The 26,702-nt window shown below is 41.5% G+C and carries 21 protein-coding genes; 12 read left to right on the top strand and 9 right to left on the bottom strand.

Annotation, left to right across the window (positions count from 1 at the left end):
• Positions 1-78: 78 nt before the first annotated feature.
• From CLI64_RS02275 to CLI64_RS02260, 4 genes are all read left to right on the top strand, one after another.
• A complete protein-coding gene (locus tag CLI64_RS02275) occupies positions 79-1,488 on the top strand; it encodes a cell wall metabolism sensor histidine kinase WalK (RefSeq protein ID WP_103135710.1) in 1,410 nt (469 codons plus the stop codon).
• A 146-nt stretch (positions 1,489-1,634) separates the two neighbouring features.
• Positions 1,635-2,114 (top strand): DUF2267 domain-containing protein, encoded by a 480-nt coding sequence (locus CLI64_RS02270; protein ID WP_103135709.1) that lies wholly within the window; start codon positions 1,635-1,637, stop codon positions 2,112-2,114.
• 232 nt (positions 2,115-2,346) lie between these two features.
• On the top strand, positions 2,347-3,150 hold the full coding sequence (locus tag CLI64_RS02265) for a hypothetical protein (protein WP_103135708.1): 804 nt from the start codon (positions 2,347-2,349) through the stop codon (positions 3,148-3,150).
• A gap of 244 nt (positions 3,151-3,394) precedes the next feature.
• Positions 3,395-4,900, top strand: a complete 1,506-nt coding sequence (locus CLI64_RS02260; protein ID WP_103140555.1) for a phenylacetate--CoA ligase family protein — start codon at positions 3,395-3,397, stop codon at positions 4,898-4,900.
• Positions 4,901-4,904: 4 nt separating this feature from the next.
• On the opposite strand, the gene CLI64_RS02255 is transcribed toward CLI64_RS02260, so the two are convergent.
• From CLI64_RS02255 to CLI64_RS02245, 3 genes are read right to left on the bottom strand one after another with little or no spacing between them, the layout of a single operon-like run.
• Positions 4,905-5,156 carry a DUF4351 domain-containing protein gene (locus CLI64_RS02255; RefSeq protein WP_103135707.1) on the bottom strand — a complete coding sequence of 84 codons (252 nt, stop codon included), beginning with the start codon at positions 5,154-5,156 and terminating at the stop codon, positions 4,905-4,907.
• A 21-nt stretch (positions 5,157-5,177) separates the two neighbouring features.
• On the bottom strand, positions 5,178-6,413 hold the full coding sequence (gene glp / locus CLI64_RS02250; RefSeq protein WP_103135706.1) for a gephyrin-like molybdotransferase Glp: 1,236 nt from the start codon (positions 6,411-6,413) through the stop codon (positions 5,178-5,180).
• Between the two features lie 2 nt (positions 6,414-6,415).
• A complete protein-coding gene (locus tag CLI64_RS02245; protein WP_103135705.1) occupies positions 6,416-10,288 on the bottom strand; it encodes a PAS domain S-box protein in 3,873 nt (1,290 codons plus the stop codon).
• 201 nt (positions 10,289-10,489) lie between these two features.
• Between CLI64_RS02245 and CLI64_RS02240 the strand changes: the two genes are divergently transcribed.
• The 5 genes from CLI64_RS02240 (at position 10,490) to CLI64_RS02220 (ending at position 15,952) form a co-directional block, all read left to right on the top strand.
• The gene (locus tag CLI64_RS02240; protein ID WP_103135704.1) at positions 10,490-11,047 is read left to right on the top strand and encodes an RDD family protein; all 558 of its coding nucleotides are present in this window, start codon (positions 10,490-10,492) and stop codon (positions 11,045-11,047) included.
• A 43-nt stretch (positions 11,048-11,090) separates the two neighbouring features.
• Positions 11,091-11,285 carry a 50S ribosomal protein L33 gene (rpmG, locus tag CLI64_RS02235; protein ID WP_103135703.1) on the top strand — a complete coding sequence of 65 codons (195 nt, stop codon included), beginning with the start codon at positions 11,091-11,093 and terminating at the stop codon, positions 11,283-11,285.
• A gap of 2 nt (positions 11,286-11,287) precedes the next feature.
• A complete protein-coding gene (gene rpsR, locus CLI64_RS02230; RefSeq protein WP_096582652.1) occupies positions 11,288-11,503 on the top strand; it encodes a 30S ribosomal protein S18 in 216 nt (71 codons plus the stop codon).
• A 389-nt stretch (positions 11,504-11,892) separates the two neighbouring features.
• The gene (locus CLI64_RS02225) at positions 11,893-13,953 is read left to right on the top strand and encodes a ribonuclease catalytic domain-containing protein (protein WP_103135702.1); all 2,061 of its coding nucleotides are present in this window, start codon (positions 11,893-11,895) and stop codon (positions 13,951-13,953) included.
• A 193-nt stretch (positions 13,954-14,146) separates the two neighbouring features.
• Positions 14,147-15,952 (top strand): sensor histidine kinase, encoded by a 1,806-nt coding sequence (locus CLI64_RS02220; protein WP_103135701.1) that lies wholly within the window; start codon positions 14,147-14,149, stop codon positions 15,950-15,952.
• Positions 15,953-16,071: 119 nt separating this feature from the next.
• On the opposite strand, the gene CLI64_RS02215 is transcribed toward CLI64_RS02220, so the two are convergent.
• Complete coding sequence (locus tag CLI64_RS02215; protein WP_225977489.1) at positions 16,072-16,791, bottom strand: DUF4198 domain-containing protein; 720 nt, start codon at positions 16,789-16,791, stop codon at positions 16,072-16,074.
• Between the two features lie 302 nt (positions 16,792-17,093).
• Between CLI64_RS02215 and CLI64_RS02210 the strand changes: the two genes are divergently transcribed.
• On the top strand, positions 17,094-17,807 hold the full coding sequence (locus tag CLI64_RS02210; protein ID WP_103135699.1) for a chromophore lyase CpcT/CpeT: 714 nt from the start codon (positions 17,094-17,096) through the stop codon (positions 17,805-17,807).
• Between the two features lie 46 nt (positions 17,808-17,853).
• Here the strand turns inward: CLI64_RS02210 and CLI64_RS02205 are convergent, their stop codons facing one another.
• The 4 genes from CLI64_RS02205 to CLI64_RS02190 all read right to left on the bottom strand — a co-directional run bounded on the left by CLI64_RS02205 (position 17,854) and on the right by CLI64_RS02190 (position 23,590).
• Positions 17,854-18,453, bottom strand: coding sequence for an MBL fold metallo-hydrolase (locus CLI64_RS02205; RefSeq protein WP_103135698.1), 600 nt, complete (start codon positions 18,451-18,453; stop codon positions 17,854-17,856).
• Between the two features lie 161 nt (positions 18,454-18,614).
• Positions 18,615-18,812 (bottom strand): type II toxin-antitoxin system HicA family toxin, encoded by a 198-nt coding sequence (locus CLI64_RS02200; protein WP_103135697.1) that lies wholly within the window; start codon positions 18,810-18,812, stop codon positions 18,615-18,617.
• Complete coding sequence (locus CLI64_RS02195; RefSeq protein WP_103135696.1) at positions 18,813-19,058, bottom strand: DUF1902 domain-containing protein; 246 nt, start codon at positions 19,056-19,058, stop codon at positions 18,813-18,815.
• A gap of 344 nt (positions 19,059-19,402) precedes the next feature.
• Positions 19,403-23,590 carry an LpqB family beta-propeller domain-containing protein gene (locus tag CLI64_RS02190; RefSeq protein WP_103135695.1) on the bottom strand — a complete coding sequence of 1,396 codons (4,188 nt, stop codon included), beginning with the start codon at positions 23,588-23,590 and terminating at the stop codon, positions 19,403-19,405.
• A gap of 69 nt (positions 23,591-23,659) precedes the next feature.
• Between CLI64_RS02190 and CLI64_RS02185 the strand changes: the two genes are divergently transcribed.
• On the top strand, positions 23,660-24,007 hold the full coding sequence (locus tag CLI64_RS02185; protein ID WP_103135694.1) for a CU044_2847 family protein: 348 nt from the start codon (positions 23,660-23,662) through the stop codon (positions 24,005-24,007).
• Between the two features lie 113 nt (positions 24,008-24,120).
• On the opposite strand, the gene CLI64_RS02180 is transcribed toward CLI64_RS02185, so the two are convergent.
• Entirely contained in the window at positions 24,121-24,765 is a 645-nt protein-coding gene (locus CLI64_RS02180) for a hypothetical protein (protein WP_103135693.1), read from the bottom strand.
• Positions 24,766-25,420: 655 nt separating this feature from the next.
• Between CLI64_RS02180 and CLI64_RS02175 the strand changes: the two genes are divergently transcribed.
• Positions 25,421-26,698, top strand: coding sequence for a serine hydrolase (locus CLI64_RS02175; protein WP_103135692.1), 1,278 nt, complete (start codon positions 25,421-25,423; stop codon positions 26,696-26,698).
• Positions 26,699-26,702: the final 4 nt, after the last annotated feature.

Raw genomic sequence — 26,702 nt, 5'->3', positions numbered from 1 at the left:
AAGTTATGTAGTGGAGTGTTGCGATCGCCATACCCAAGATATTCCCAAAAATAACACCTGCTGGTGGTCAATTGTCCCATGTTTCAAGCTACCCGTCGTCGTCTGGCTATTTGGTATACGGCTGTCACTGCTGTGTTGTTGCTGCTATTTGCTAGTGGTGTGTATTTATATGTCCGCAATACTCTAATTGAGCGTATTGACGATACTTTAAATCATGTAGTGGAAATTGTAGAGCGATCGCTGGTCATTGAACGGTCTAACAATGAGCTAGAACCATTTCATATCAATGTAGAAGCCAGTTTTCGCAACAATGCAGAGACAGTAGAAGATGACCACATTGATTTAGAGTGGTTTAGTCCGACTGGGGAATTAATTTGGTCTACTTTTTCTGAGCCTTTAAATATTCCCATCCATAGCGATCGCAATGGTGAAACTGTACGCATAATTAAACAAGCACAAACCGAAAACCCAGAACCTCCTAACTCAGCACTACTCTTGCGTCAAGTTACCCAACGGGTGGAAATGGGACGACAGGTTTTGGGATATCTGCGTGTGAGTCATCCTTGGTTTGAGGTGACTAAACCCAGTCGCCAATTAATGTTTGATTTGGCTTTGGGTACGGGTTTAATGGTGGTGTCTGTCGCGGCTAGTGGTTGGTTTCTGTCTGGGAAGGCGATGGAACCAGTGGGAGAGTCTTACCAACGTCTCAAACAATTTACGGCTGATGCTTCCCATGAATTGCGAAGTCCGATTACTTTGATTCAAACTAATGTGCAAGTAGCTTTAACTGATTTGGAGTTAACGGAAACTGAGGCTGGTGTGGCGAAAAATTATCGCCAACAGTTAAAGGTGGTAGAAAGGTTAACTCAGCGTTTGGGTAGGTTAGTTAATGATTTATTGTTCCTGGCGCGTCAAGATGGGGGGATGAGTAAAGACGATTTTACGGCTTGTCCTGTGGATGCTTTGCTGATGGAAGTTGTAGAAGAACAGCAGCTTCTCGCTACAGAAAAAGCGATTAAATTGAGTTTACATCTCATTGATCCGCCCATATCGGAAGCTAGCCCAGAATTATTAGAAAATTGGTTCACCCTTTGGGGTAATTGGGATCAGTTGGTGCGTTTATTAACAAATTTGATTGGTAATGCTTTGCAATATACTCCAGCAGGTGGAGATGTGAGTGTAGAACTAGCCAGGATAGAGAGAATTCGCTACAGTAGTGTCCCTTGTTTGCAAATTCAGGTGAGTGATACGGGTGTGGGAATTCCGGCTGAGGCGTTACCCAAACTATTTGACCGTTTTTATCGTGTTGATCCTGCACGTACCCACAAAACGCGGAGTTTAGCCACAGATAATGCTACAGGTTCAGGATTGGGATTAGCGATCGCACAAGCGATTGTCGAACATCACCACGGGCAAATTCAAGTAGAAAGCACTTTAGGTAAGGGTACTACTTTTATTGTGATTTTACCAGTCACTCTGGAGTCTTAATTGATTAATTAATATTTGTTTCCTGTGACAGATGAATTGTATGCTCTGAATTCAGTACTTTAATTATTGACGGTTGCATAATTTGGCTCACAATTAATATTTTTTACTGAAAAAATGCAGCCATAAAGTAATTTTTGGAGTTTGCAATGTCAACTGCAATACAAGAAAGAGATATCCCATTTTTAGAGAAAGTTAAAATCGCCAGTGGGTTATCAGATATCTATGATGCTAGAGATATTACAGAAGTAGTCTTTCGAGTCATGCGTGATTTGATGACGACAGAAGCAGCTGATCACGTTGAGCAAGAACTGCACAAACCAGCAGAAATTACTGATGATAAATCTCTGCAAATGGAAATTGCTGATTTATGGCATGATACTAATCCACTTGTGAGATTTTTGAGCCGGGTACGTCCACCTTGGCAGGGGCCTGGCATTTTTAAAATTGATAGCGATCGCTTTCTTTTTCGAGTAGCTAATGAAGGCGGAATGCCACCAAATGTAGATAGAGAACAAGTTGTGAAGGCTGTTTTTGCTGCTACTAAAGATGAATTATCTTCAGAAAGAATAGAAGAAATTGCTAGTTGGCTACCAGACAGAGTTCGCCAACTTTGGGAGGAAGCTTAGTCAAGTTAGTGAAGGATAATTTCAGGGTAAGGACTAAAGTCCTTACTACAAACCACAATTACTCATAATAGATTTTTTTTCACTAAAGTATATTACTACATCTGACTTTTCACGTTATGTAGAGAAATCAAAGCAAAACCTCTTTTCTTAGTAAAGAAGGGGGAAAAATTTAAAGCTTGTGAAAATTTCGGATAAATCAAATTACCCCATTAAATGTAATTAGGAGTCATTTATGAATACACGTTCTCAAAAATTATTTGGTGCTATTTGTGGAGGTATGCTGATGAGCATATCGCTAATTCCTCAAAGTGCATCAGCACAACAATCTACTCCCAAAGTGAATCCTTGTCCTAGCATTTTCTATGAAGAACCCCATAACAATCGGGTTGCAGTTCCTCAAGGTTGTCCACCCAATGCGTTCACTCGCAGACTTGAGGCTCAAGGATTACTACCTCCCGTTACTTCCCCCACTACCCAATCATCATACCCACAAGGTGTAGGCGGAGAAGCACCAGAAGCACGTACCCCTGGTTTGAATCCTTGTCCCCGCGTTTACTATGAAGAACCTTTCAACTCTAGAAATGTAGTCCCTCAAGGATGTCCTCCCAACGCCATTACCCAACAATTGCAATCACAAGGAATCACCCCAGAACAAGCAGCTATTCCTCGTCCAGATGTGTCCGTGACTCAGCCACCCTTACCCAGCCAACAGCAGCAACCCAGTGCTAGACTCGCTTTGGTGAATAATCAAGTTAACGTCAGGTTGATAAACGAAACTGGTGCAGAAGTAACTTATGAAGTCATTGGAGATACACCACCGCGATCGCTCCAAGGTAAATCAGATGTTATGCTACAAAGTCTAAATGCACCTGTGACAGTCACACTCTACCGCAATGATGGCGGTCTGTTGCAAGTAACTCCACAACCCACCTCAACCCCAGGAATGCTGGAAGTAAGATTAGACGCAACCACCAACTTCGGACAGGAGAAAAACACAGTCAGAATTCAAGGAAATGGTTCTGTGTATTTGAATTAGTCAATGGTCAATAGTTATTAGTCAATAGTCAATAGTCATTGGTCATTGGTCAATAGTCAATAGTCAATAGTCATTGGTCATTGGTCATTGGTTCTCCCATGCCCAATGCCCCATGCCCCATTCACTCCCATATTAACCCGCCCCTTGTTCGCTATACTATCTATACTTGTTGTTATCGACTCATCGCTGGATGAGTAAACCAGGACTATTGACTATTGACTAATAACTAATGACTAATGACTATATGCAATATAAATCACGAGGTCAGCAAGTAATTAAGGCGTGGGAAGATTTTGTTTCTACGCCTTTAGATGTTTTATTGAATCAGCATATAAATACTTCACCAGAAAAAGTTCTCTTAAATTTATTCCATGATGTGGCGGCTCATGTTCCGGCTTATGAAGCTTTTTTAGCAGCAAATTCTATTCATCCTGATAGTATTCAAACTTTTGCCGACTTTCAGAAATTGCCAGCGATCGCTAAGGGAAATTATATCTCGCGTTATTCTCTACAGGAGTTATGTCGTCATGGAAAAATAGAAGGTTGCGATATGATTGCGGCTTCTTCTGGTTCGACTGGGAAACCGACGTTTTGGCCGCGGTTTTTTATCGATGAGTTGCAAATTGCTACACGTTTTGAGCAGATTTTTCATGATAGCTTCGCCGCCGAAAGTAAACCCACCCTGGCTGTAATTTGCTTTACTCTCGGTACTTGGGTGGGTGGGATGTTCACTACTAACTGCTGTCGTTATCTCGCTAGCAAAGGCTACCCCATCACTGTCATTACTCCTGGTAACAATAAGGATGAAATTTTACGTGTAGTGCAGGAAATCGGCGAGAATTTTGCCCAGGTGGTTTTACTGGGATATCCTCCATTTCTCAAGGATGTGATTGATACAGGTATTGCTCGTGATGTAGACTGGCAACGCTATCACATTAAATTTGTGATGGCGGGTGAGGTATTTAGTGAAGAATGGCGGAGTTTAGTGGGTGAAAGGGTAGGTTCTCAAAATCCCTGTTATGATTTTGCATCCCTTTACGGTACAGCCGATGCGGGGGTGTTGGGAAATGAAACACCTTTGAGTATTTGCATTCGGCGGTTTTTGGCGCAAAATCCAGAAGCGGCTAAGGCTTTATTTAAAGAGTCTCGTTTACCTACATTAGTGCAGTATGATCCAGTCAGCCGTTTTTTTGAAGTGGAAAACGGGCAATTATTGTTTTCGGGAAATAATGGGATTCCACTGATCCGCTACAACATTTTAGATACAGGTGGCATTATTAGTTATGATGCCATGCTGCAATTTTTGGCAGATTGGGGATTTAATCCTTTAGAAAATCTAGACCAGAATTCCAGAGGGATTCACAAGTTACCCTTTGTTTATGTCTTTGGACGTTCTGACTTTACCGTCTCCTACTTCGGCGCGAATATCTACCCAGAAAATGTGACAGTGGGATTGGAGCAACCTGTAATTAAAGAGTGGGTGACAGGTAAGTTTGTTCTGCAAGTAAAAGAAGATGAACAAAAAAACTGGTTTTTATCCGTCGTGGTGGAATTAGCACCAGACGTAGAAGCTAGCGAAGATAAACGTCAAGCTATAGCAGCATCGATTCTCACTCAACTATTGCGGCTCAATAGCGAGTTTGCTAACTACGTCCCCAAAGAATACCAAACACCGCAAGTTATGTTAGCACCAATGGGCGATCGCGAATATTTCCCCATCGGTGTGAAACATCGCTACACACGTAAATAAAGCTTTAAGGATGATGATTTTGCAACCAAATCACTAAATCAGATGCGGTAGCAAAATCTAACAAAGCTTCAGCCAGATTTTCTAATTGTTCAATAGATAACTTACCAATCTGCTGTTGTAATTCCTGACTAACAACACCAATTCTTCGTGTTAGTAGCCGCATTACTACTTCTTGAGTCTGTTCTTGTCTAACTTCTTCGCGAACTTCTTCATAAAATCGAGTTTTCTTGATATCAAAATCATCTAGTCCGAACATTTTCCTTAACTGCTCCGAAAATTACATGAATAGTTTTAAAACCTGTACTTGTTCTCCTGGCGAAATTAAGGTTTGCCCTACCCGCAGCACAGCTAAAGCATTAGTTTGCGCTAAATTAATTAAATTACCGGAACTGTGACGACCGCCCGCTTGATAAAATTCGTACACACCATCAATTAAATACAACCGTCCCCAAATATAAGTTTCGCGCTTCCCGTCCGATCGCAACTCGTCATGGGATCGCACTTGTACAAATTCTGCTTCCCAACCCCCAGTTAATCCCGCTAATTTCCTCATTGCTGGTTGTACAAATCGCCAAAATGTCACCAATACCGCCGCCGGATTTCCTGGTAAACCAAAGTAGATGGTGGGGGAATTGGGGAATGTGGCGACTGTAAGGGGTTTTCCTGGACGTATGGCGACGGCGCGGATGGGAATTTCTGCACCTAGAGAAGTGAGAATTTTGTCAACGTAGTCATAATCACCAACAGACACACCACCGGAGGAAATGACGATATCGGCTTGGGTGATGGCTTGTTTAATCGTTTCTGCTAAAGCTTCTGGATGATCTCTAACAATACCGAATAATATTGGTTCTGCGCCGCTTTGCTGGACTAAAGCCGCTAAGGCATACTGATTAGAATCAACAATTTGTCCTGGTTGTAGGGGTTGGTTGACTGTAACTAATTCATTCCCTGTAGATAAAATTGCCACGCGTAGACGACGGTAAACCCTGACGGGAGAACATTGAGATGCCGCTAAAACAGCAATTTCCGCCGCCGTTAACTTGATACCGCTTGGTAATAATTGTGTCCCTGCTTGGTAATATGAGGCTTTGCGTCTGACAAATTCCCCTAGTTGGGGTGTGGTGAGAATCGCCACTTGCTGATTTTCTCGGCGTGTGTTCTCTTGCATCACGATGGTATCTGCACCGTCGGGAATGACTGCACCGGTAAAGATGCGCGCCGCTTGTCCTGGTTGTAGGGTAAATTGTGGTTGCTGTCCTGCGGGAATTTCGGCGATAATTTCTAAATTCACCGGCTGTTCAGCACTGGCGTTTTTGACATCTGCATAACGCACCGCATAGCCATCCATTGCGGAATTATCCCAGTGAGGAAAATCTAAGGGACTAGTGACGGGTGCGGCTAAAATGCGTCCATTGGCGGCGAATAAATCTAAAACTTCTGTATCTTGCTGCTGATTTAGAGGCTTGACTAAATTAAAAATAATATTGGCTGCATCCTGGACTGATAACATATTCACTTTTGTCTGAGTAAATTGGCAATGACTTGCGCTAGTTCAAAGGGATCAACTGGTTTGGATATATGCTGTTGAAAACCAGCTAATATTGCTTGCTGTTGATCACTTTCTCTAGTGTAGGCAGTGAGGGCGATCGCGGGAATATTTCCCCCCTGTGCCGGCGGTAGTTCTCGAATCTGACGCATTAAACTGTATCCATCAATATCTGGCATTCCAATATCAGCGAGTAAAATATCTATCTGGGATTGGCGGATGATTTCCAGCACTTCGGCGGCGGAGGTTGCAACTAAAACCTCAGCCCCAGCTTGTTTTAAAGCACAGGTAATATAATCACGGGTGTCAGCGTCATCATCCACAGTGATAATTCGCACATTTGCGAGACACAAAGCTGTAAAATCACTGTCTTGGTTTTCCAGTTTCTCTGTATTATTTTGCTCCTGGAGTGGTAATTGGACTGTAAATTTTGCGCCTTGCCCCTGACCTGAACTTTCGGCGATGATTGTACCGCCATGTAATTCCACCAAATGACGTACAATCGCCAGTCCTAATCCTAAGCCACCAAAATTTCTCGTAATACTGCTATCGGCTTGGCGAAAATAATCAAAAATGTGGGGTAAAAACTGAGAATCTATGCCAATGCCAGTATCAATCACTTGTAGCTGTGCTTGAGAGTCTATCTTGGTTAATTTAATGATAATTTCGCCGCCTGATGGAGTGAATTTGACGGCGTTGGATAACAAATTCCACACCACCTGCTGCAATCTGGCTGCATCTCCCAAGACTATACCGACATCATCAACAAGAGTCTGGATCTCAAGGGATTTAGCTTCCGCCGCCAAGCGGACTGTTTCTAAAGCGTCTGCAATAATAGAAACTAAGTTAACTGGGTTAGTTTTGAGGGTTAATTTACCCCGTAGAATGCGAGAAACATCGAGCAAATCGTCAATTAACTTAGTTTGCAGTTTGGCATTGCGCTCAATGGTTTCCAAAGCATTTTTGACAGTTGCTTGGTCGAGTTGACGAGAACGCAGGAGTTTTGACCAACCTAAAATCGGGTTAAGTGGCGATCGCAATTCATGAGATAAAACGGCTAAAAATTCGTCTTTAATCCGGTTAGCTTCTTCTGCTTTTGTGCGTGCTAATTGTTCTCGTGCTAAGAGTTCCATGCGCTCGACTTCGGCTCGTTTGCGATCGCTAATATCTGTACTAGAGCCAACTACTCGCACTATGCGCCCATCCTGGTCACGGATCATGTATCCTTGATCCCAAAGATAAACCCAGTGACCATCTTGATGGCGGACTCGGTACTCTACACTATAGCGATCGTGGTTTCCAGTCGAAATAGCCAGCCAAATTGGTTGACACGCAGCCAAATCCTCTGGATGAACACGTTCTGCCCACCAAGTTTCTGTTTGGGGAACTTCTTCAGGATGATACCCAACTACCCTATACAAACCTTCAGAACGGTAAACAAAACCTGTTTGCAGATTCCAATCATACACAATCCCAGCTACAGCCTGTGCTGCCAAGCGGAATCGTTCTTCACTTTGACGCAGTGCCGTTTCTGCTTGCTGCTGTGGAGTCAGATCCAGCACAAAACATAACCAAGTTAGGGGACATTCCTCCAAGATTGTCGCTCCCAACAAAATGGGGACTCGACTCCCATCTTGGCGAATATATTCTTTAATAAAGGGTGTACATTTGCCTGTAGTTTGTAACTCTACCACGCCCTGTTCATCTAAGTGCCAATATTCTGGCGGAGTTATATCCCGCCACCGCAAATTTCCATTCTTCACATCATCTGGGGTGTAACCCAGCATTTGCAAAAATAAATCATTGGCTTCAATAATGTGTGTAGAGTTAGCCACAACTACACCAATAATATTGGCATCAACCAAACGCTGAAATTTAGTCTCACTAACCTTTAAAGCCTTTTCTAAACGTTTTTGTTCAGTAACGTCAAAGGACATTCCCGCCAACATTTTGCGTCCAGTTTCATCAATAAAGGGAAATTTATACGTTACAAAATGGCGTTCTGCATTACCTTGAGGAAAACTTTCTTGTAATTCTACTGGTTGATTATTTTGGAGGATAGCGCGATCGCATTCGTATATTTTATGCGCCACTGCAATTGAGAGGAGGTCAAAATCTGTCTTACCAATTACACCAGCTATTTCCCTTCCTACCAAGTTAGCTCCCACCTGATTTACATATACATATTTTCCCTGAGCGTCTTTAATATATGTACTACCTGGCATATGCTGCATAAAGCTAGCAAATAGAGCCTGACTCTCTTTGAAAGCAATTTCTGTTTGTTTGCGGTCGGTGATATCTTCTGCTACGCCTACTTGGCGGTATATTTTGCCATTTGCGTCTAGTATGGGGAAAGAGCGATCGCGTATCCAACGAATTGAGCCATCAGGTCGCACTATGCGATATTCTACATCTTTATTGCTGTGTAGCGATCGCTCAAAAAACTCTTCCCTCACTCGTGGCTGATCTTCAGGATGTATAGACTCTACCCACCCATAGGGATTGCTATACAAACTCTCGCAAGGATGACCCCAAAGAGTTGCATAGGCTGGGCTAACGTAGAGGACTTGGTAATCTCCTGGAATAATCGTACTCACCCAAAATACATCATCTATGGTCTCTGCCATTTGCCGAAAACGCTCTTCACTCTCTCGCAACGCTTCCTGCACTTGTTTGCGTTCCGTAATATCATGAAAAGTTACCATCCCGGCCGTAATCTCTCCTTTGCTATCAAGAATGGGAGCAGAGTTGACTAGCATCCAACCCTTTGTCCCATCTCCCCGCAGAAACTTGATTTCTTCATTGACAACCACCTCACCTGTACTGATAGAACGAGCCAACGGCCACTCATGGGGACTATAGGGACGACCATCTAAGTGAAAACCTTGATATTCTCGATACTGCTCAATACTTTCCACAGCCAAAAACGAACGTCGCCAAATCTGCTCTACTTGGGGATTACCAAGCAGCAACTTACCTGATATGTCTGCGATAATTAAGCCTGCCGGCATCTGTTCTAAAACCGCTTGCAGACGTTGTTGCTTTTCTTCTAGCTCTAGCAGTAAACGACTACGTTCTTGTTCTTGCTGATAAAGAATTTGTTGTATTTGTTTCTGCTCGTGAATGTCAGTGGTACTGCCAAACCAACGCTGAATAACTCCCTTACCATCCAATACAGGCACAGCGCGAGTAATATGCCAATGGTAGTCACCATCTTTGCCCTTGAGGCGAGATTCTATTTCTAAAAGATTTCCTTGCTCTACAGCACTAGCCCATTGCTGTAATACAAATGGCAGATCCTCTGGATGAATTACTTGCTGCCACTTCCAACCTAGAGAATTTATATATGACAATCCAGTGTAATCGTACCAAGTTTGGTTCAAGTATTCAATAGCTCCATCAGCATCAGCAAACCAGATAATCTGGGGAATATTTTCGGTTAATGCTCTGTATCTTGTTTCACTTTCGCCTAATACTTGTACCTGCCTTTCCAGTTTTTGCCTAGTAGTTTTTAAGTTCGCATTTAACGAACCAATCAGCAAAGAAACCAAGACAAAGACCGTAAAACGGATAATTTCATCAACACTCTTCAATCCCAACGAATAAAATGGAGGAGTAAAAAAATAGTTGAATATCAGATAAGACGATATAGTCGCCACTATGCCAGAACGAGTGCCACCATACCAAGCACTCAAGACAACAGCTGCATAAAAAAAAGCAAGTAAAGGATATTTAGAAAAAGGGTTCAGAGCAGCAGTCAACAATGCCGCCAAGACAACAAACAAGATTGCTAGAAAATCGTATCTCAGGGAATACCAGGCTGTTTTGAGTCTAATCATTCTAGCTTTAGTTTGTACACACTGAATTTCTCCACTTTAAAGCACAACAGAGCATTTCCTGAACGTTCTTAGGGCATATTTTAAGTAGAAATTTTTAGATAAATTTACTTAAATAGAGAAAATTACAGGAGCAGATAAAACCACAAAAAACAGAGGAAAATTATTTTTATCTCCCGTCCCCCATTCCCCATTCCCATTTTTATGACTATCGAACGAGTTCCCCAAAAACATTATCCTAAAGCTGAAATTAGTCGGCGTGCTATGGCTTTGGGATTAGATTTTATCGTTGTTTGGCTAGTCAGTGCTTTTTTTAACAGTAATCAAGCCGGGATTCAATTCCTGCAAATCTTTGTGTTTATCTCCGGTTGGCTGATTGTGCGGGTGTTAGTGGCGTATAACAATCAAGGACAAAGTTTGGGGCGGTGGGCGTTTGACTTGAAAATTTTAGAAGTGCAGAACGGCGAAGTTATCGGCAGAATTCCTCAGTTGCTAGCACTCTTACAAAGAGAAGCTATAATTGGCTTTGGTGCAATTTTGGTGTCTATTGCCTTGGGCAATTTGCGCGCCAATCCCACTGCTATACTGCTAGTTATTCCCTTGGCTATCGATTGTGGTGCTGCTTTATCTGATACCCAGATGCGGCAAGCTCTCCATGACCGTTATGCTAAAACTTTCATGGTTTCGTCGCGTCGGGGCTATTCGTTAGATATAAAAATCAAACGAATAGTTGGAACTTTGCGCCGGAATGTGAGAAGATAGTAATTTGTGTTAATTCTCTTCAGGCTTTAGCGTTTGTAAGATTATGGCAAAGAGTAAAGGTGTCCGCATAATAGTGACACTAGAGTGTACTGAGTGTCGTACAAATCCAGATAAGCGATCGCCCGGTGTTTCACGGTATACAACCACTAAGAACCGTCGCAACACCACCAACCGCTTAGAACTAAACAAGTTCTGTACCCACTGCAATAAACATACCGTTCACAAGGAAATTAAATAAAGATGAGTTATTACCGTCGGCGTTTGTCTCCAATTAAGCCTGGAGAACCAATTGATTACAAAGATGTAGATTTATTACGGAAGTTTATCACCGAGCGTGGTAAAATATTACCCCGTCGGATTACAGGCTTGACCTGTCAACAACAACGGGAATTGACATTAGCAATTAAACGGGCGCGGATTGTGGCTTTGTTGCCATTTATCAATGCGGAAGGCTAAACCCCCAGCAATTTGGGATTTGAGATTTGTGATAGCGCGGCGTTAGCGGCGCACGAGCGTCTTTTGGATTGACTAGATAAGGGTTTTGAGTTGATTTTAGACTTGATTACGCCCAATTTCCAAGCAGAATTAGTAAGGAAAAACCAATCCAAAATCTGTCTTGAAAAGTTGACTACGGCGGGACAACCCTTTGCTTATGCCGGGAAAGCCGTCTATTGCAAGTGGTTCACCGCCTACAGAACTTTTCGCCAAGTCCAAAATCTAAAATTGCCAAGGTCAGTGCTAAAATTTTGTTCTACAGTAAAAATCCTCAGATTTTGGAATTAGTAGCCATTATTTAACTCTAAAATCTAAAATCTATTTGTTAACCATTAATAATTGCGAGAGTTGTGGAGAAGGGGACGCTAGTTGAATTTCGGGTTCAAGGCGATCGCCGTTTGGGCGTGATAGACCGTCCAGACGGAAAGACCCGTTGGTTTGTGGTAGATGAACGTGGTCAATCCCACAGCCTCGCGCCTAGACAAATTACCTATACAGTTAACGGTAAAACTTACAAATCATCTGATATTCCGGCTTTTCTAGCAGAGGTCAAGCCCTATTTAGACCCCTCAAGCTTAGAAGTAGCGTGGGAATTATTGGTGGAAGAAGGGGAAACAGTCACACCGGCGCAAATGGCCAATCTGCTGTTTTCGGAATCAGATTCCGCCCCTTGTTACGCCGCCCACTGTTTACTATCAGACGATAAACTCTACTTCAAACAAAAAGGCGATGCTTATGAGCCAAGAACGACGGCACAAGTAGCAGAACGCAAACACCAAATAGAAGTAGAAGCCCTCAAAGCTAGGGAACAGCAGGAATTCTTAGTTCGTGTAGAACAAGCACTCCAGGGTGAAACAGTCGAATGGCAACGTCACGACCGTCAACGCCTCGAAGGGCTAGAAAAATATGCAGCCCTGTTGGCGGATATTGTCAGAATGGGTGTAAACTATGACTCCCTAGCCCGCGCCTATCCTCCACCAGCCCCAGTTTTAGAGACAATGAATCTGTTGGGGCGACCCGCCACCCCTCCAGGCGCATTTCAATTATTGGTAGATTTGAAATGGTGGAGTGCAAATGAGAATTTGTTCCTGCGTCGTTCTGCTATTCCCGTCCAGTTTCCTAGCAAGGTTTTAGAAGTGGCACAACAGCGTTTGGATGATCAGCCCACAGACTCAGATACAAATCGCCTAGATTTGACCCGTCTGAAAGTCTATACCATAGATGATGAAAGCACCACAGAAATCGACGACGGACTGAGTTGGGAACAACTACCAGATGGTCAAGACAGGCTGTGGGTGCATATTGCTGATCCCACCCGTTGGTTAGCACCAGAAGACGACTTAGACCTAGAAGCCAGGAAGCGCGGTAGCACCGTATACTTACCGACAGGGATGGTTCCCATGTTTCCCGAAATTTTGGCAACTGGGCCAATGAGTTTGGTACAGGGAAAAGTTTGCTGTGCTTTAAGTTTTGGGGTAATTTTAGATGAAAATGGGGCAGTAGCAGATTATACTATTCATCCCAGTTTAATTAAACCCACCTATCGCCTCACCTACGAAGATGTAGATGAGATGTTGGAATTAGGGGTACAAGCAGAACCGGAAATTGCGGCGATCGCAGCTTGGGCAACTAAACGCAAAGCTTGGCGTTACAATCAAGGCGCGATCAGCATCAATATGCCGGAGGCGATGATTAAAGTCAAAAATGATGACATTAGTATTGATATTTTAGATGATTCGCGATCGCGGCAACTAGTAGCAGAAATGATGATTCTGGCTGGGGAAGTCGCCGCCCGTTACGGACAGGAACACAAGATTCCCCTACCATTTCGGGGTCAACCCCAGCCGGAATTGCCCCCAGAAGAAGAATTACTCCGACTGCCAGCCGGATTTGTCCGCGCCTGCGCCATGCGGCGTTGTATGCCCAAGAGTGAAATGAGTATTACGCCAGTGCGTCACGCTGGTTTAGGGTTAGATACCTACACCCAAGCCACATCCCCCATTCGGCGTTACAGTGACTTACTCACCCACTTCCAACTCAAAGCCCATTTGCGAGGAGAAGTTCCACCCTTTAGTGCTGAACAACTCAAAGAAGTAATGATGACCGTTACCAGCACCACCCAAGAAGTGACAATGGTAGAACGGCAAACCAATAGATACTGGGCATTAGAATATTTACGTCGTCACCCTGAACAAGTTTGGGAAGCTACAGTGTTAATGTGGCTCAGAGAAGATAGCAACTTAGCACTGATATTGCTGGAAGATTTAGGCTTGCAATTACCGATGGTATTCCGGCGGACAGTCAGATTAGGTGAACCGGTACTAGTCAAGGTAAGTATTGCCGATCCCCAAAAAGATGTGATTCAGTTCCAAGAGATAATTTATCAAGAAGCACAGACAGTAGGAATGTAGAGAATTAGCAAGCCAACTATCTGAAAATGATAAAATCAACAGCAATTACATGATTTTCAGTAATTTTTGAGGGTAGGATCAGCAGGTATTTTTGGGAAAGCTAGAGATAGATGGTATCAATATCAATTTTCTCGTTGTTTTCCTTTATGCTTGATTTCAGAAATCAGGAATTGCTCAATTCTCGTCATTTCCCATGAATTCCCAAAAACTGCTAAATTTCCTAGCTAACCGTTTTCAGTTCATTCAGAGACTGCAAAAATGGGCTTATCGCCTCAAGATGGCACACAAGATTAGTTGGGGATACGGAATTATCTTAGGCCTATTCATTTTAGGTACGACAATCGGAATTGAAGTTGGTGATTATTTCTTATGGGAGTCTTGGCAACAAGCACAACATTCTCGGCAAGAAACTGAGTTACTCTATCGCCTAGAAACTGACATTTTAAGGGCTAGAGATAGCCAACAACAGCTAGCTTTTTTGGTAGAAAATCCCCAAGCATGGCAAAATAAATATCTTCACTTACAAAAGCAAATTGTCAACATCAAAGACACTTGGCAGGCAATTAAATCTTTTACAGATAGTCAGTATCACATTCAAAATGAGATAAATAATCTGCATTTAGGAAAAATTCCAGAGTTTTTAGCAAATTATCATAGTTTTACCATAGATTACTTTCAAAATTTAGAATTTTTAGTCAAAAAAATCCACTCGAACAGTTTAGAATTACCAGCCATTGCAGCAGATCAACAAAAATTACTAGTCAATTTTCAAAATAGTTCCGAGTCGCAAAAATTTGAAAAACTTTTAGATGATTTAATTCATATTATTGCTCTTTCAGCTAAAGATTATGCAAGAGCGATCGCCGCTTATGATCAAGCTGATATTTTACGACTTTCTATGAATATATTTAGCGTAATTTTATCAACAGTAATTGCCGGGATTTTGGCTTATTTTACCAGCCAAATTATTGCTCATCCCCTAAAAGCTGTCACCCAAGTGGCACAGCAAATTACACAAAACTCTGATTTTGACCTGCAAGCACCTGTAATATCCGCCGATGAAGTGGGTATAATGGCGATCACATTTAATCAACTACTCCAGCACGTTAGACTTATTACTCAAGAACTCCATGAGAAAAATCAGCGTCTAGAGATAGCAATGGCAGATTTGAAACATACCCAAGCTCAAATCATTCAACAAGAGAAAATGTCTAGCTTAGGACAGATAGTTGCTGGGGTAGCTCACGAAATTAATAATCCTGTGAGTTTTATTTATGGTAATGTTGCCCACGCTCGTGAATATGCCGCAAATTTAATAGATTTAGTCCAAATTTATCAGCAAGAATATCCCCATCCTAACCCAGTAATTACAGAAGCGATCGCTGACATCGACCTTGATTTTATCAAAGAAGACTTAATTAATTTACTGAGTTCTATTAGGCTGGGGGCAGAACGGATTAGAAAAATAGTTCATTCCCTACGTAACTTTTCCCGCCTCGACGAAGCCGAATTAAAAACTGTAGATATTCATCAAGGAATTGAAAGTAGTTTATTAATTCTGCAAAATCGGTTGCAATCTCATTTACAGATTCAAGTATTCAAAGAGTACCAAGATTTGCCTTTAGTCGAGTGCTACCCCAGCCAAATTAATCAAGTATTTATGAATATCTTGCTCAATGCCATTGATGCTTTAGAAGAAATGGGGAATGAATATTGGCAAATGACATCAACAACGCCTCAAATTAGAATTTATACAAAATTATTAGAGAAAAACCGCATAGCTATTAGTTTTTATGATAATGGCATCGGGATGAATGAAAAAGTGCAAGCAAAAGTATTTGACCCATTTTTTACCAACAAAATAGTTGGTAAAGGTATGGGACTAGGCTTATCTGTCAGTTATCAAATTGTGACAGAAAAACATCGCGGAAAATTGTACTTTAACTCAGTATTCAAACAAGGAACAGAGTTTGTGATGGAAATACCTATTCAACAGTAACTAAATGTTAGTGTCTGAATATATCTCTTGTCAGAATAGGTAAATAAAATCAGCGATCGCATCAAATTATTTGGCTATATAGAGACGTTATAATACTGCAATACAACGTCTCTCATGCTCTATTTCTTCAACTTCTTGCGGTAAAAACTGAATAATCCTACAACGCTCAACCCTAATAAAGCTGAAGGTTCTGGTATATTCTGTGCTGTTAAACTAGTTTCGTAAGAAATCCTCAAATTATTAGCATCTACGAATGAGTAGCTAGCTTCAATCGGTTGGATTAAACCTTGTTTGCCAATTGGGATAGAATAAGTACCGTCTGCATTTTTTTCTACTATCTGACCCAGATATTCTACTGTCACATTTTCCGAAATTGGATTACCATTAGACAATATATTGACTAATAAACTACCACCTGGAATGACTTTTAGGGGATTGTTGAGAGGCTGAATTTCTAATGGTAAATTGAAAGGTTGAGCTAAAGCATCAGACCAATCATAGAAAGCTTTGGTGTACTTGAGATAACGACCAACATTTTCATAATTGCTGATTTGTTCTTCTGTGATCCTGAGAAATGTATCGTCAGCTAGTCTAGCAAAATAACCATTATCAAAAAATCCTTGAATAGCTGCCAATTTATTACTTGCAGTTAAATATAAACCCTCAGATTTTTCATTGAGGCTAAAGGGGATAGTTTGTTTATTAATATCGTAGGCGATCGCCTCTTTAAATCTAGAGGTTTCATAGGTTTCTGCCCCCTCTTCTGGATGACCAAATAAGATATTATATTCACCGTCTTTATAATCAAACCAGACCACATGGGCTGAAACTGGTTGCATAAAGCATGGCAAAATAGCTGCTGCCAAAAGCAGAGTTTTAAGTTTGGGTAGAAGCATGACAACTCCCTAGATAAATTGTGGAAATTATGGGTGACGTTTTTTAGAAAACCAAATTTTTCTACTTCCAACAATCCCCCCAACAGGGATAAAATAAAAATATTTATCTTTTCTATAGACTCGTTAAATAAAAATGAAAAATGTATAGTTTGTGTATGATCTGATAAATAATTTAAATAAGTCAATAGCAATCAGAAGTAAGCATTTTCCGAGATACTTTGAGTTGACGATATTTTTGTAAAATAATGAATCGACTCAAAGCTTATGCAGTAACATTTTTACTGTCACTGTTGACAATATCTACTACAGCTAATGCTGCCAATGCAACAACAATTGCACAACAAATAAAGCAAGTAGCAAACTGGTTTACGGGTTTTTTTGATAATTCTCAACAAGTGACTCAAAAGCCGACTGTGCCACTGATTAGCATTACTAGTTGTAGTATTCAATTAGACAGTGCAAATAATTCAAAAAATATTTATTTTGAACAAGAAAGTTCCTTTTTTGAACGCTTACGTTTGTACTCATTTAGTCAAGGAAATGAGGCAGTAAATTTGAGTATTCGCAGTTTTTTAGATCCTAATGCTGTGCGGGGTTTATGTGATAAACCTCAATCTATGCGAATAATTCCAACAAGTAACTTGCCAATCACAAGTTGTAACTTGAGCCTGGTTTTGCTGCCGGATAAATATTATACAGGTAGTAACAGCCCGGATGGTTGTCCGGCTGGTTCGTCAAGAGTAGTTTCTAGTATCACTGTTCGACGCGATAGTATCCTTTCTCTAGACGAAATTTTTAATTCTGAAGGTGTTTTATTAGCTAATACACCTATTGAATTTCGGCGAGTTTCTGTACCTGAGCCATCCCCAATGTTAGCAATCATAGGGGTTGGTATTTGGGGTGCAACAACAGTGATCTCTCGACAATTAAAATATCTGTCTCAGAAAAATTCTGTGTAAACTTCCGCCTGACATTGATCATTTGGGCGATATGACATTGTATAGATTACAACGTCGCCACCAGTTCCTTTAAGCGATCGCGTCCATCCCGAAACACAGACCAACCATCACCCACTAAAATAGTTTCTACCTTTTCTAAAGCTGCTAATCGCTGGACGGAAGCCACAGCCTCAGCTTTATTGAGCAACTTTTCATCAGGTAGAATACCTAAACTACCAGCTTTGTAGGCGCGGACTAAATCCCCAGTAATGAGGGTAGTTTCTTCTAGTAACAGTACCAATTCCCCTGGAGTCTTAGAACCTTGCATTTCTAGCACCTTGAGTCCGGGGACAAACTCCTCACCATCACTTAGCCAGCGATCGCACATTAAGGGAAAAAACTCTTTTTCTGCGATCGGCCCTGCTATTTTGGCATAGGTTTGATCAGCAATTTCCTTAGCTGACCGAATATGGTCAGAATTAGTGATAATAATCCAATCTACACCGCCTAAAGACTCTAGATGATTCCAATCATGGTTAGATAAAGCCACAGGATCAATCAAGATGTTACCAGTAGGGCGAATCCAAGCAATCCCGTTGAAATCAATATTTCTCGCCGGGTTGAAATAAGACCAACCATACAGATCAGGACGGTGCAAAAATTTCATAATAATTACAGCTATATAGCTTTGATAGATTCATTCATAGGTCAGCATCAATAATCTATCATTCAAAGCTGTTTTGGTATATCCAATCAGGGATATGAGGGCGATCGCATGGATAATTTACCGAAGACATGACAAACAAGGCGGCTGATGGTTATCTCCGCTTAAAAGGCTTTAGGAAGACCTGCTTGTTTCAAAATGCCGTTAGCTGTATGGCGTGACTTAATAGTTCCGTCTACTACAAACTGACGATCTGTAATTGGACTGTACCAAATTTCATGATCTCCTTTACCTTGCCTTTCAAAATAGCATCCAGCCTTTAAAAGCACCTTTTTCAACTCAGGAGTAAACGATGCACCCATCTATGAAGCGACCTCAATCAACTCTTGTCGATGGCTAATTAAGTCAAACGTGAGAGAACCTGCATAGTTAGGAGGAACGATTTTGTTCAAAATAATGAGTTCTGGAATCATATTTCGTAGTTTTTGGGTGAGAAGCTCTATTGTAGAGGCTTCTGTCACTAATCCAGGTACATCATCACTAGTTGCAACCCAGACTTCAGCTTCAGAATCCCAAAATGCTTCCACCTTAAATGTCATTTGTGTCATCATCGACTGCTGAAGAAGTAGTTCATTAGTAATTATGACAGCGATCGCCTTTCACTCGCCATCACATTGCAGATCAACTCTCGGATGTTGGTGTTCTGAGCTTGAAGTTTCGCGTTTTGAACTTGACATTTTTCGTTTCAAACAGGAACGTTCTAGTTCCGAACTCGGAGTTTTCTGTTTTTAGCGAGAAATTTCTGGTTCTGAACTCGACATTTCTCGTTTCAAACTAAAAAGTTTTAGTTTTAACCTCGATAGTTTTTGTTTAAAGCTAGACAGTTCTCGTTTTAAACAAGAAACTTCCTGTTTTTATCTACAAAGCTTCTGATTAGTACGGCTTCGCACCCTCAAATATCACCTATCTTACTCCAAACATATTTACGGCAGACTTCGCAAGCAGCTTTTGCTTCTTCAGTTTGTGGATTAGTAAAGATGGGATGATCATGTAACATATCACAACAAGCTTTTAACCACGCTTGCCAGTTACCCCGCCACAACTTTACTGTACCATCATCACCACCACTAACAATTATCTTTCCATTGTGGCTAATGGCTACGGAATTCACCCGACTTTCATGGCCACAAAAAGGTTCAGCTAGGGGTTGGCCTTGAGTATCCCATAACCTTACTGTACCGTCATCACCACTAGTGACAATTGTCTTGCCATCACGACTAATAGCAACAGAATTAACCCGATTTTCATGGCTGCGAATAGGTTCAGTTAAAGGTTGACCCTGGATATTCCACAACCTTACGGTGCCGTCTTCACTACCACTAACAATTATCTTTCCATCATGGCTAATAGCAACAGAATTGACCCGACTTTCATGACCACAAAAAGGCTTTGTCAAGAGATCACCTTGAATGCTCCACAACTTTACTGTACCGTCGTCACCGCCACTAACAATTGTTTTTTCATCGTAGCTAATAGCAACGGAATTTATCCGGCGTTCATGACTGCGAAAAGGTTCAGTTAGAGGTTGACCTTGGATATTCCACAATCGTATTGTGCCATCTTCACCACCACTGACAACTGTTTTTTTCTTGGAACTGATGACGACGGAAAGAACTTCACCCCGATGACCACGTAAAGGCTCTGTTAAAGTATTACCTTGAATACTCCACAACCTTACAGTTTCATCATTACCTCCACTGACGATAGTTTGCCCATCTGAGCTGATAGCAACACAATAGACCCAATCTTCATGCCCACGCAAAGCTTCAACTAGAGATTGACCTTGAATATTCCATAATCGTATTGTGCCGTCTTCACTACCACTGACGATAGTCTGCCCATCATCGCTAATAGCTACGGAATTGACCCAATTTTTATGCCCAGACAAAGACTTCGCCAGTAATTGATTCTGTATGTTCCACAATCTTACCGTACCGTCTTCACCACCACTGACAACTGTCTGTCCATTATCGCTAATAGCTACAGACCATACACAATCCTCATGTCCATACAAAGGTTCGGTGAGGGCTTGACCTTGGATATTCCACAATCCTACAGTGCGGATACTCCACAACCTTACTGTACTGTCTTCACCAACACTAGCTATTGTTTGCCCGTCATGACTAATAGCCACAGACCAAACATAACCTTCATGCCCACGTAAAGGTTCAATTAATGGTTCACCTTTTATATTCCACAACTTGACCGTGCCGTCACTACCACTACTAACAATTGTTTCTCCATCTGAACTGATTGCAACGGAAGAAGTATTACCTTCATGCAAATGCAAAACTTCAGCTATCAGATGACCATCGATACCCCACAATTTGACAGTGCCGTCACTACCACTACTAACAATTGTCTGTCCATCTGAACTCATAGCAATGGAAGAGATGCTAACATGATGCCCATACAAAAGTTCAGCTATCAAATGACCCTGGATATCCCATAACCTGACTTTGCCATCACCACCACTACTGACAATTAACTTTCCATCATTGCTGATGCAAACAGAAGAGACATAACCCTCATGTCCATAAAAAGTTTCACAGAGAGGAGAACTGTTGATCTTCCACAACCTGACTGTACCATCACCACCACCACTGACAATTAATTTTCCATCATTGCTAATGGCGACACAGTAAACGTCACCTTCATGTCCATATAGAGGTTGAGCTATAGATTGACCGTAGGTATTCCATAATCTCACAGTTGCATCATCTCCACCGCTAACAATGGTTTGACCATCGCTGCTGATGGCGACAGACGAAACAGCACCTTGATGGCCAAGGAAAGAAATTGAGACTTTACCTCTTATCACTGCTTGACTCAACATTTGCTGAACTGGCGTGAGAATTTGCTCTGGAATTTTCTGAAGGTTTTCACCTACTACTTGAATCGCTAAAATCAAAGCATCCAAAGGTTTATGAGGGAGTAAACTTTTTACTTCTTCGGCTTTATCTCTTAACTGCTCTTTATTGATTACTCTAAGACCAATTTGCCGTTCGGCACTCCGTTCTCTTTCATCAGAATCGCTGTGCTGATAAAACTTTTTTGCCTGCGATGATAAATCAGGTTGTAAATTTTCCCAATTTTTCCGCACCTCAGCTAACAATCCTCTGGGTATAAGATATTGTTCATCTTCTCCCTTGTGCAACCACTCTCGCAAAGCATCGGCTAATTTATCATGTAACCGTCGCAAGTCTCGGTCTTGTTGTCGCCATTCTCGCAACCTCTGCCAACCTTCTATTAAGGCTTCATGAGCTAAATCAATCCAAACTTCTTCTCTAGCTTCAGTGTCAGTTACTATTAAGCGTCCTTGGATCAGCTTTTCTAAAACTTGTTCTATGACTAGCTGCTCATCTGAGTTCTCACCAGCAACACTCAACAATTCATTTTTCGTTTGTCGCTGGCGGGTATCCTTATCTTCTGCACCAGTACGCACCAACTTTAAGAAAATCCGCTTGACCCAAGCTTGCTGCTGTTCAGTGAAACCTGAATACAGCTTTTCTGCATGACGATTCAACGCCCCAATTACTCCACCTAGTTCGTTAAACTTAGCAACTGTCAACTGGTGAGTTGTGCGATCGCGCTGTTCCCAAAGTTCAGTCAGGGCAAACTGCAATAATGGTAAGCAGCCTTTCTCTTGTCCTAATACTTCTTGCTGAATTGCTCCCAGTAATCCCCTTTTTAATTGATAACCTTGTAACATAGCTGGAAATGCGATCGCTTCTTCTAATTCTGCCCCCAGTAATGGCGGCATATACACAGCTTGTCCCTGAATTAGTTGTGTGAGCGATTCATAGTTTAAACAGTATTCCAGAAAATCAGCTCGCATGGTGGTGATAATTGCTAACCGCCCTTCAGCAACTTGGGTTAACAACTCAATAAATTGTCGTCTCTCTTCTTCCCTAGTACCAAGGGTAAAAATTTCTTCAAATTGATCTACTACCAACAAGCAACGCTCAGAACCAGTCAGCCGAGAAATTACAGCAGATAAACCTTTTGTGTCAATCAAATCCCCAATTTCTCTAATTTCTGTGCGTTCAAACAACTGGGTAAAGGCTCGTTCTAACTCTGCTAACGGGTTACGTGTCGGGAAAATTGGTTCTAAGACTCGCCAACCATTTTTTTCTAACACTGGAATCAAACCCGCCCGCACCACGGAAGATTTACCACTTCCCGACGCGCCAATAATGGGGACAAAATTCGCTTGAGCTAGTTTTTGTTGGATGTAGTTAACAACTTTTTGACGACCAAAAAAGAATTTGGCGTGTTGTTTATCAAAAGCTTCTAAACCTCGGTAGGGACATTCTTCACTCACCACCCCAGCAACTACCGGATTTCTCGGCGGATACCAAACCAAAGGAATTGATCTACCGCCACCCATATAAATTGTTTCTTGTCCGCTTCCCTTGAGTTTGCGTGTTACAAAGCTCATCAAATCATTGGCGTTGATTTCTCCGGTAGCCTCATCCGCTTCTGAGCTAGCTAAACCGGCTAACACCGCCTGGGTAAAAATTCCACCTTCAGCATCTTCCCTCGCTCTTTCAAAAGCACGGGAAGCAGTGATTAAACAATAGTCGAGCTTATTAAACACCGGAAAACTAGAGTTGATAAAGCTTCTCTCTATGAATGACCCGGCATAACAGCAATCTAACAGTACCACAAGGCTGCTGAGTTGGGATTTACTAATCAGGGTATTGAAATCATCAAAGGCGATCGCATTTTGTCCATCTTTACTACAATCAGATGTCGCCAAATATCCTTTTGGTTCTCCTGTGAGGCTAGTTGCTTCAAAACCATGTCCAGCAAAATAAATTAAGGCCTCTGCACCTTTGGCTTTCTCTAACAAAAATACTCTCAATGCTTGCCCTAGTTCTTTACCTGTTAATTTTTTATCAGGCGTGACTTGCCAAATGTTATCACTCTCGATTAACTTCCCTGGTAATGGCTGCACATCAAACCGACCATGTTCTCTGAGTAACTGTGTGATTTGTCCGGCATCGTTGACGGTTTTTGGGAGGTTATTGAAGTTATCATACTTGGCAATGCCAATTACCAGAGCATATCGAGCCATATTTCCTTGGCAGATGTTTTTCCGTAATATTACTAGAATAATAACTAAAAAACTAACTGAGGCTCTTAAATGTCAGAAGTACAAAGTTTAATTGTCAAAGATGATGATCAAGAGTACACAATCTATGTAGAATCTAAGAATGCTCCTAAAGAGATAGAAGCGGAAGAACCAGGATATCGTGATGGTTTACCTACGCTCAATATTAAAGATTTTCAAGACAAGATTCGGGGTTATGCCAAGTTAGCTGTTGGTGCATTTAAGAACTTACCGGAAGCGGAGGAAGTAACAGTTAAGTTTGGCATCAAGTTGGGTGGTAAAACTGGTATTCCATTTTTGACAGAAGGCTCGGCGGAGAGTAATTTTGAGATTGAGGTTAAGTATAAGTTTCTCAACAATCAGCAAAATAGCAGCACATAAGGTGAATATTACACCTATTTCTCAGACAGTAACTGAAGCGATCGCCTTCCACACACCATAATTGCAGTTCAACTCCTCTCTTTACCCAATCCCCAATCCCCAATCCCCAGTCCCTACTTATCCTCCAACAACTGATTAACCTGTTGTCCACGACGACCAACTTTAATTTCATAGCGGCGAGTTAAATTATCTTGATAGTTCATATCTCTAGCCGCCGCAGAATTGACAAACGCGTCGCAATTTTTACCTTGAACCACCGTAGAAGAACTACTTCTACGTTCTTCTGTACTGTTGCTGCTAGTGTCTTTAGATTGGCTTTGATTTTGGCTACCTCTGCTAGCACCACTACCACTGACACCAATACCAAAAATGCTCACACCACCGCCACCGCCATCATTATGGCTACTAGCAGAACTAGAACGAGTGCTAGTAGAGGTAGCTAAAGCAATTTTGGTGGTACTGCTGCTGGTGTTGCTACCTAAACCGACATCGCTACACAAAGCACGAGGGTCTTTTGCTAAGGTGTTGGGGTCAACCCAAGACTGATGGTCGCCTAAACCTTGAATTTCACTATTACCTACGGGATTACTAGTAGGTGCAGGTGTGTTAGGTTTAACATTTCCAACGGCACTGGGAACATTACCTGGCTTGAAAACGCCCGATGGCTGAATGTTAAAAGGCCCTGCGAAAGCAGGAAATGTACTAGTCAAAAGTGCGGTAGCAGTCAGTAAAGAACCTGTTAAGTAACGTAGTTTCATGGTTATGTTCCTCAAATTTCAGTGTTAACGTGTAGCTTGGGTTTTAACCCTTCACTGAATCTATAGGTTGACCATGATTTTTTTATGCAGCTAGTTCTTTGACTGTTAACCCACTGAATTTTAGATTTTGGATTTTGGATTGTTTTTGGTACAAGCCCTGCGCCTTGTAGCTGGTATAAATTTAAAATACTCGCGGCATTGTGTAACCTACGCTAACATCAATCCCAAATTCTCAAACTGCATCTGTTATAGGTACAGTCAATCTAAAATTCGTCTTGGAAAGTTCTGAGCGGAGGAAACCTCCGCTCAGACTTTCCGCAAAATCTAAAATCTAAAATCTAAAATGGGTTGACTTCTCCGTTGGAATGATTCGCCAGAGTTACCAACTTATGACCTGCTTATAAAAAAGCGCAAGTTGGCAACTAATTGTGTCATGTTTCATTGTAATCTGAGAAGGACTGATTTAGTCAGTAAATGTCTGTTCAATAATGTCGCTTTGCTATGGGAATTAGAGATTGGAACTATTTAATTTAATGAACGTCTCGATGCCAGCAAAGACATAAAGGTACAACCTTGTTGTATCTTTTTCCGGAAAAACGATCACACACCAGAAAATCTGGCACATACACCTTACTGCTTCTTACGACTCACACGCATGAAATCACCTCTTGTCCTACTCAGCTTAATCAGCGCAGTCCTTTTATCTTCTCCTGTAAATGCAGCTAAACTGCAATCATGGAATTTCAATCCCGTTAAAAATCAACTGAGCATCACCACTGATTCTGATGTTAAACCACAGGCATTTTTAATTAATAATCCCACTAGAATAGTAATTGACCTGCCACAAACCACCTTTAAAAGCGATACAATCCGCAAAAATTTTGGGTCAGCCGTCAAAGAAATTCGTATTGGTAAAGTTGATAATAATACTGCCAGAATAGTAGTTGAGTTAGCACCAGGTTATACAGCCTCTCCAGACAAATTAGTGATTAAAGGTGAGTCTCCTTCTAACTGGATTCTCAACTTAGCCGCAATTGAGAGAAGCGATAATCAAGCCCTTACTGATGGGGAAGAAAAAGTTGCTATTCCTGTAACTAATAATTTCACATTCGCTGGTGTTGTTCCTTTAAATAAAGAAATTTCCCAACTTGACACTGAAATTAAAAGATTGATGTCTCGTTACAGTTCCCTTGCTCCGGGGATGTTTTTCTTAGATATGGAAACAGGAGAATATTTAGACATCAACGGCGAGAAAATATTTCCGGCTGCTAGCACAATTAAATTCCCCATTTTAATCGCATTGTTTCAAGAAATTGATGCTGGTAGAGTCAGCCTCAATGAGACTGTGGTGATGCGACGTGATTTAATGACAGGTGGCTCAGGAAATATGCAGTATAGAAAACCAGGGACTAAGTTTAGTCTTTTGGAAACTGCAACAAGAATGATGACCATCAGTGATAATACTGCTACCAATATGGTGATTGATAGATTAGGTGGCAAAAATAAATTAAATCAGAGATTTCGCAGTTGGGGACTGCAAAATACCGTCATTCGCAATCTGTTGGGTGATTTTAAGGGGACTAATACCACTAGTCCTAAAGATTTAGTGCGGGTAGCAGCTTTAATCGCCAACAATAAATTATTGAGTAGCAACAGCCATGATAAAGTTATGGATATTATGGTGCGCTGCAAAAATCGGAGTTTATTACCTGCTGGATTGGGTAAAGGTGCGGTAATTGCCCACAAAACAGGTACATTAGGCAGAGTTTTAGGCGATGCAGGAATTATAGAAACACCTTCAGGTAAGCGTTACCTAGCTGGTATTATGGTGGCTCGGCCTTTTGGTGATGCTAGAGCTAGAAGTTTTATCAATCAAGTTTCTCGCTTAGTCTATGGCTACATAGAACAGCCTGTATCAGCTAGACAATTTTAAGGAA

It is taken from the genome of Nostoc sp. CENA543 (genome assembly GCF_002896875.1).
GTDB lineage: Bacteria > Cyanobacteriota > Cyanobacteriia > Cyanobacteriales > Nostocaceae > Trichormus.
This window is presented reverse-complemented; position numbering and strand designations above follow the sequence as displayed.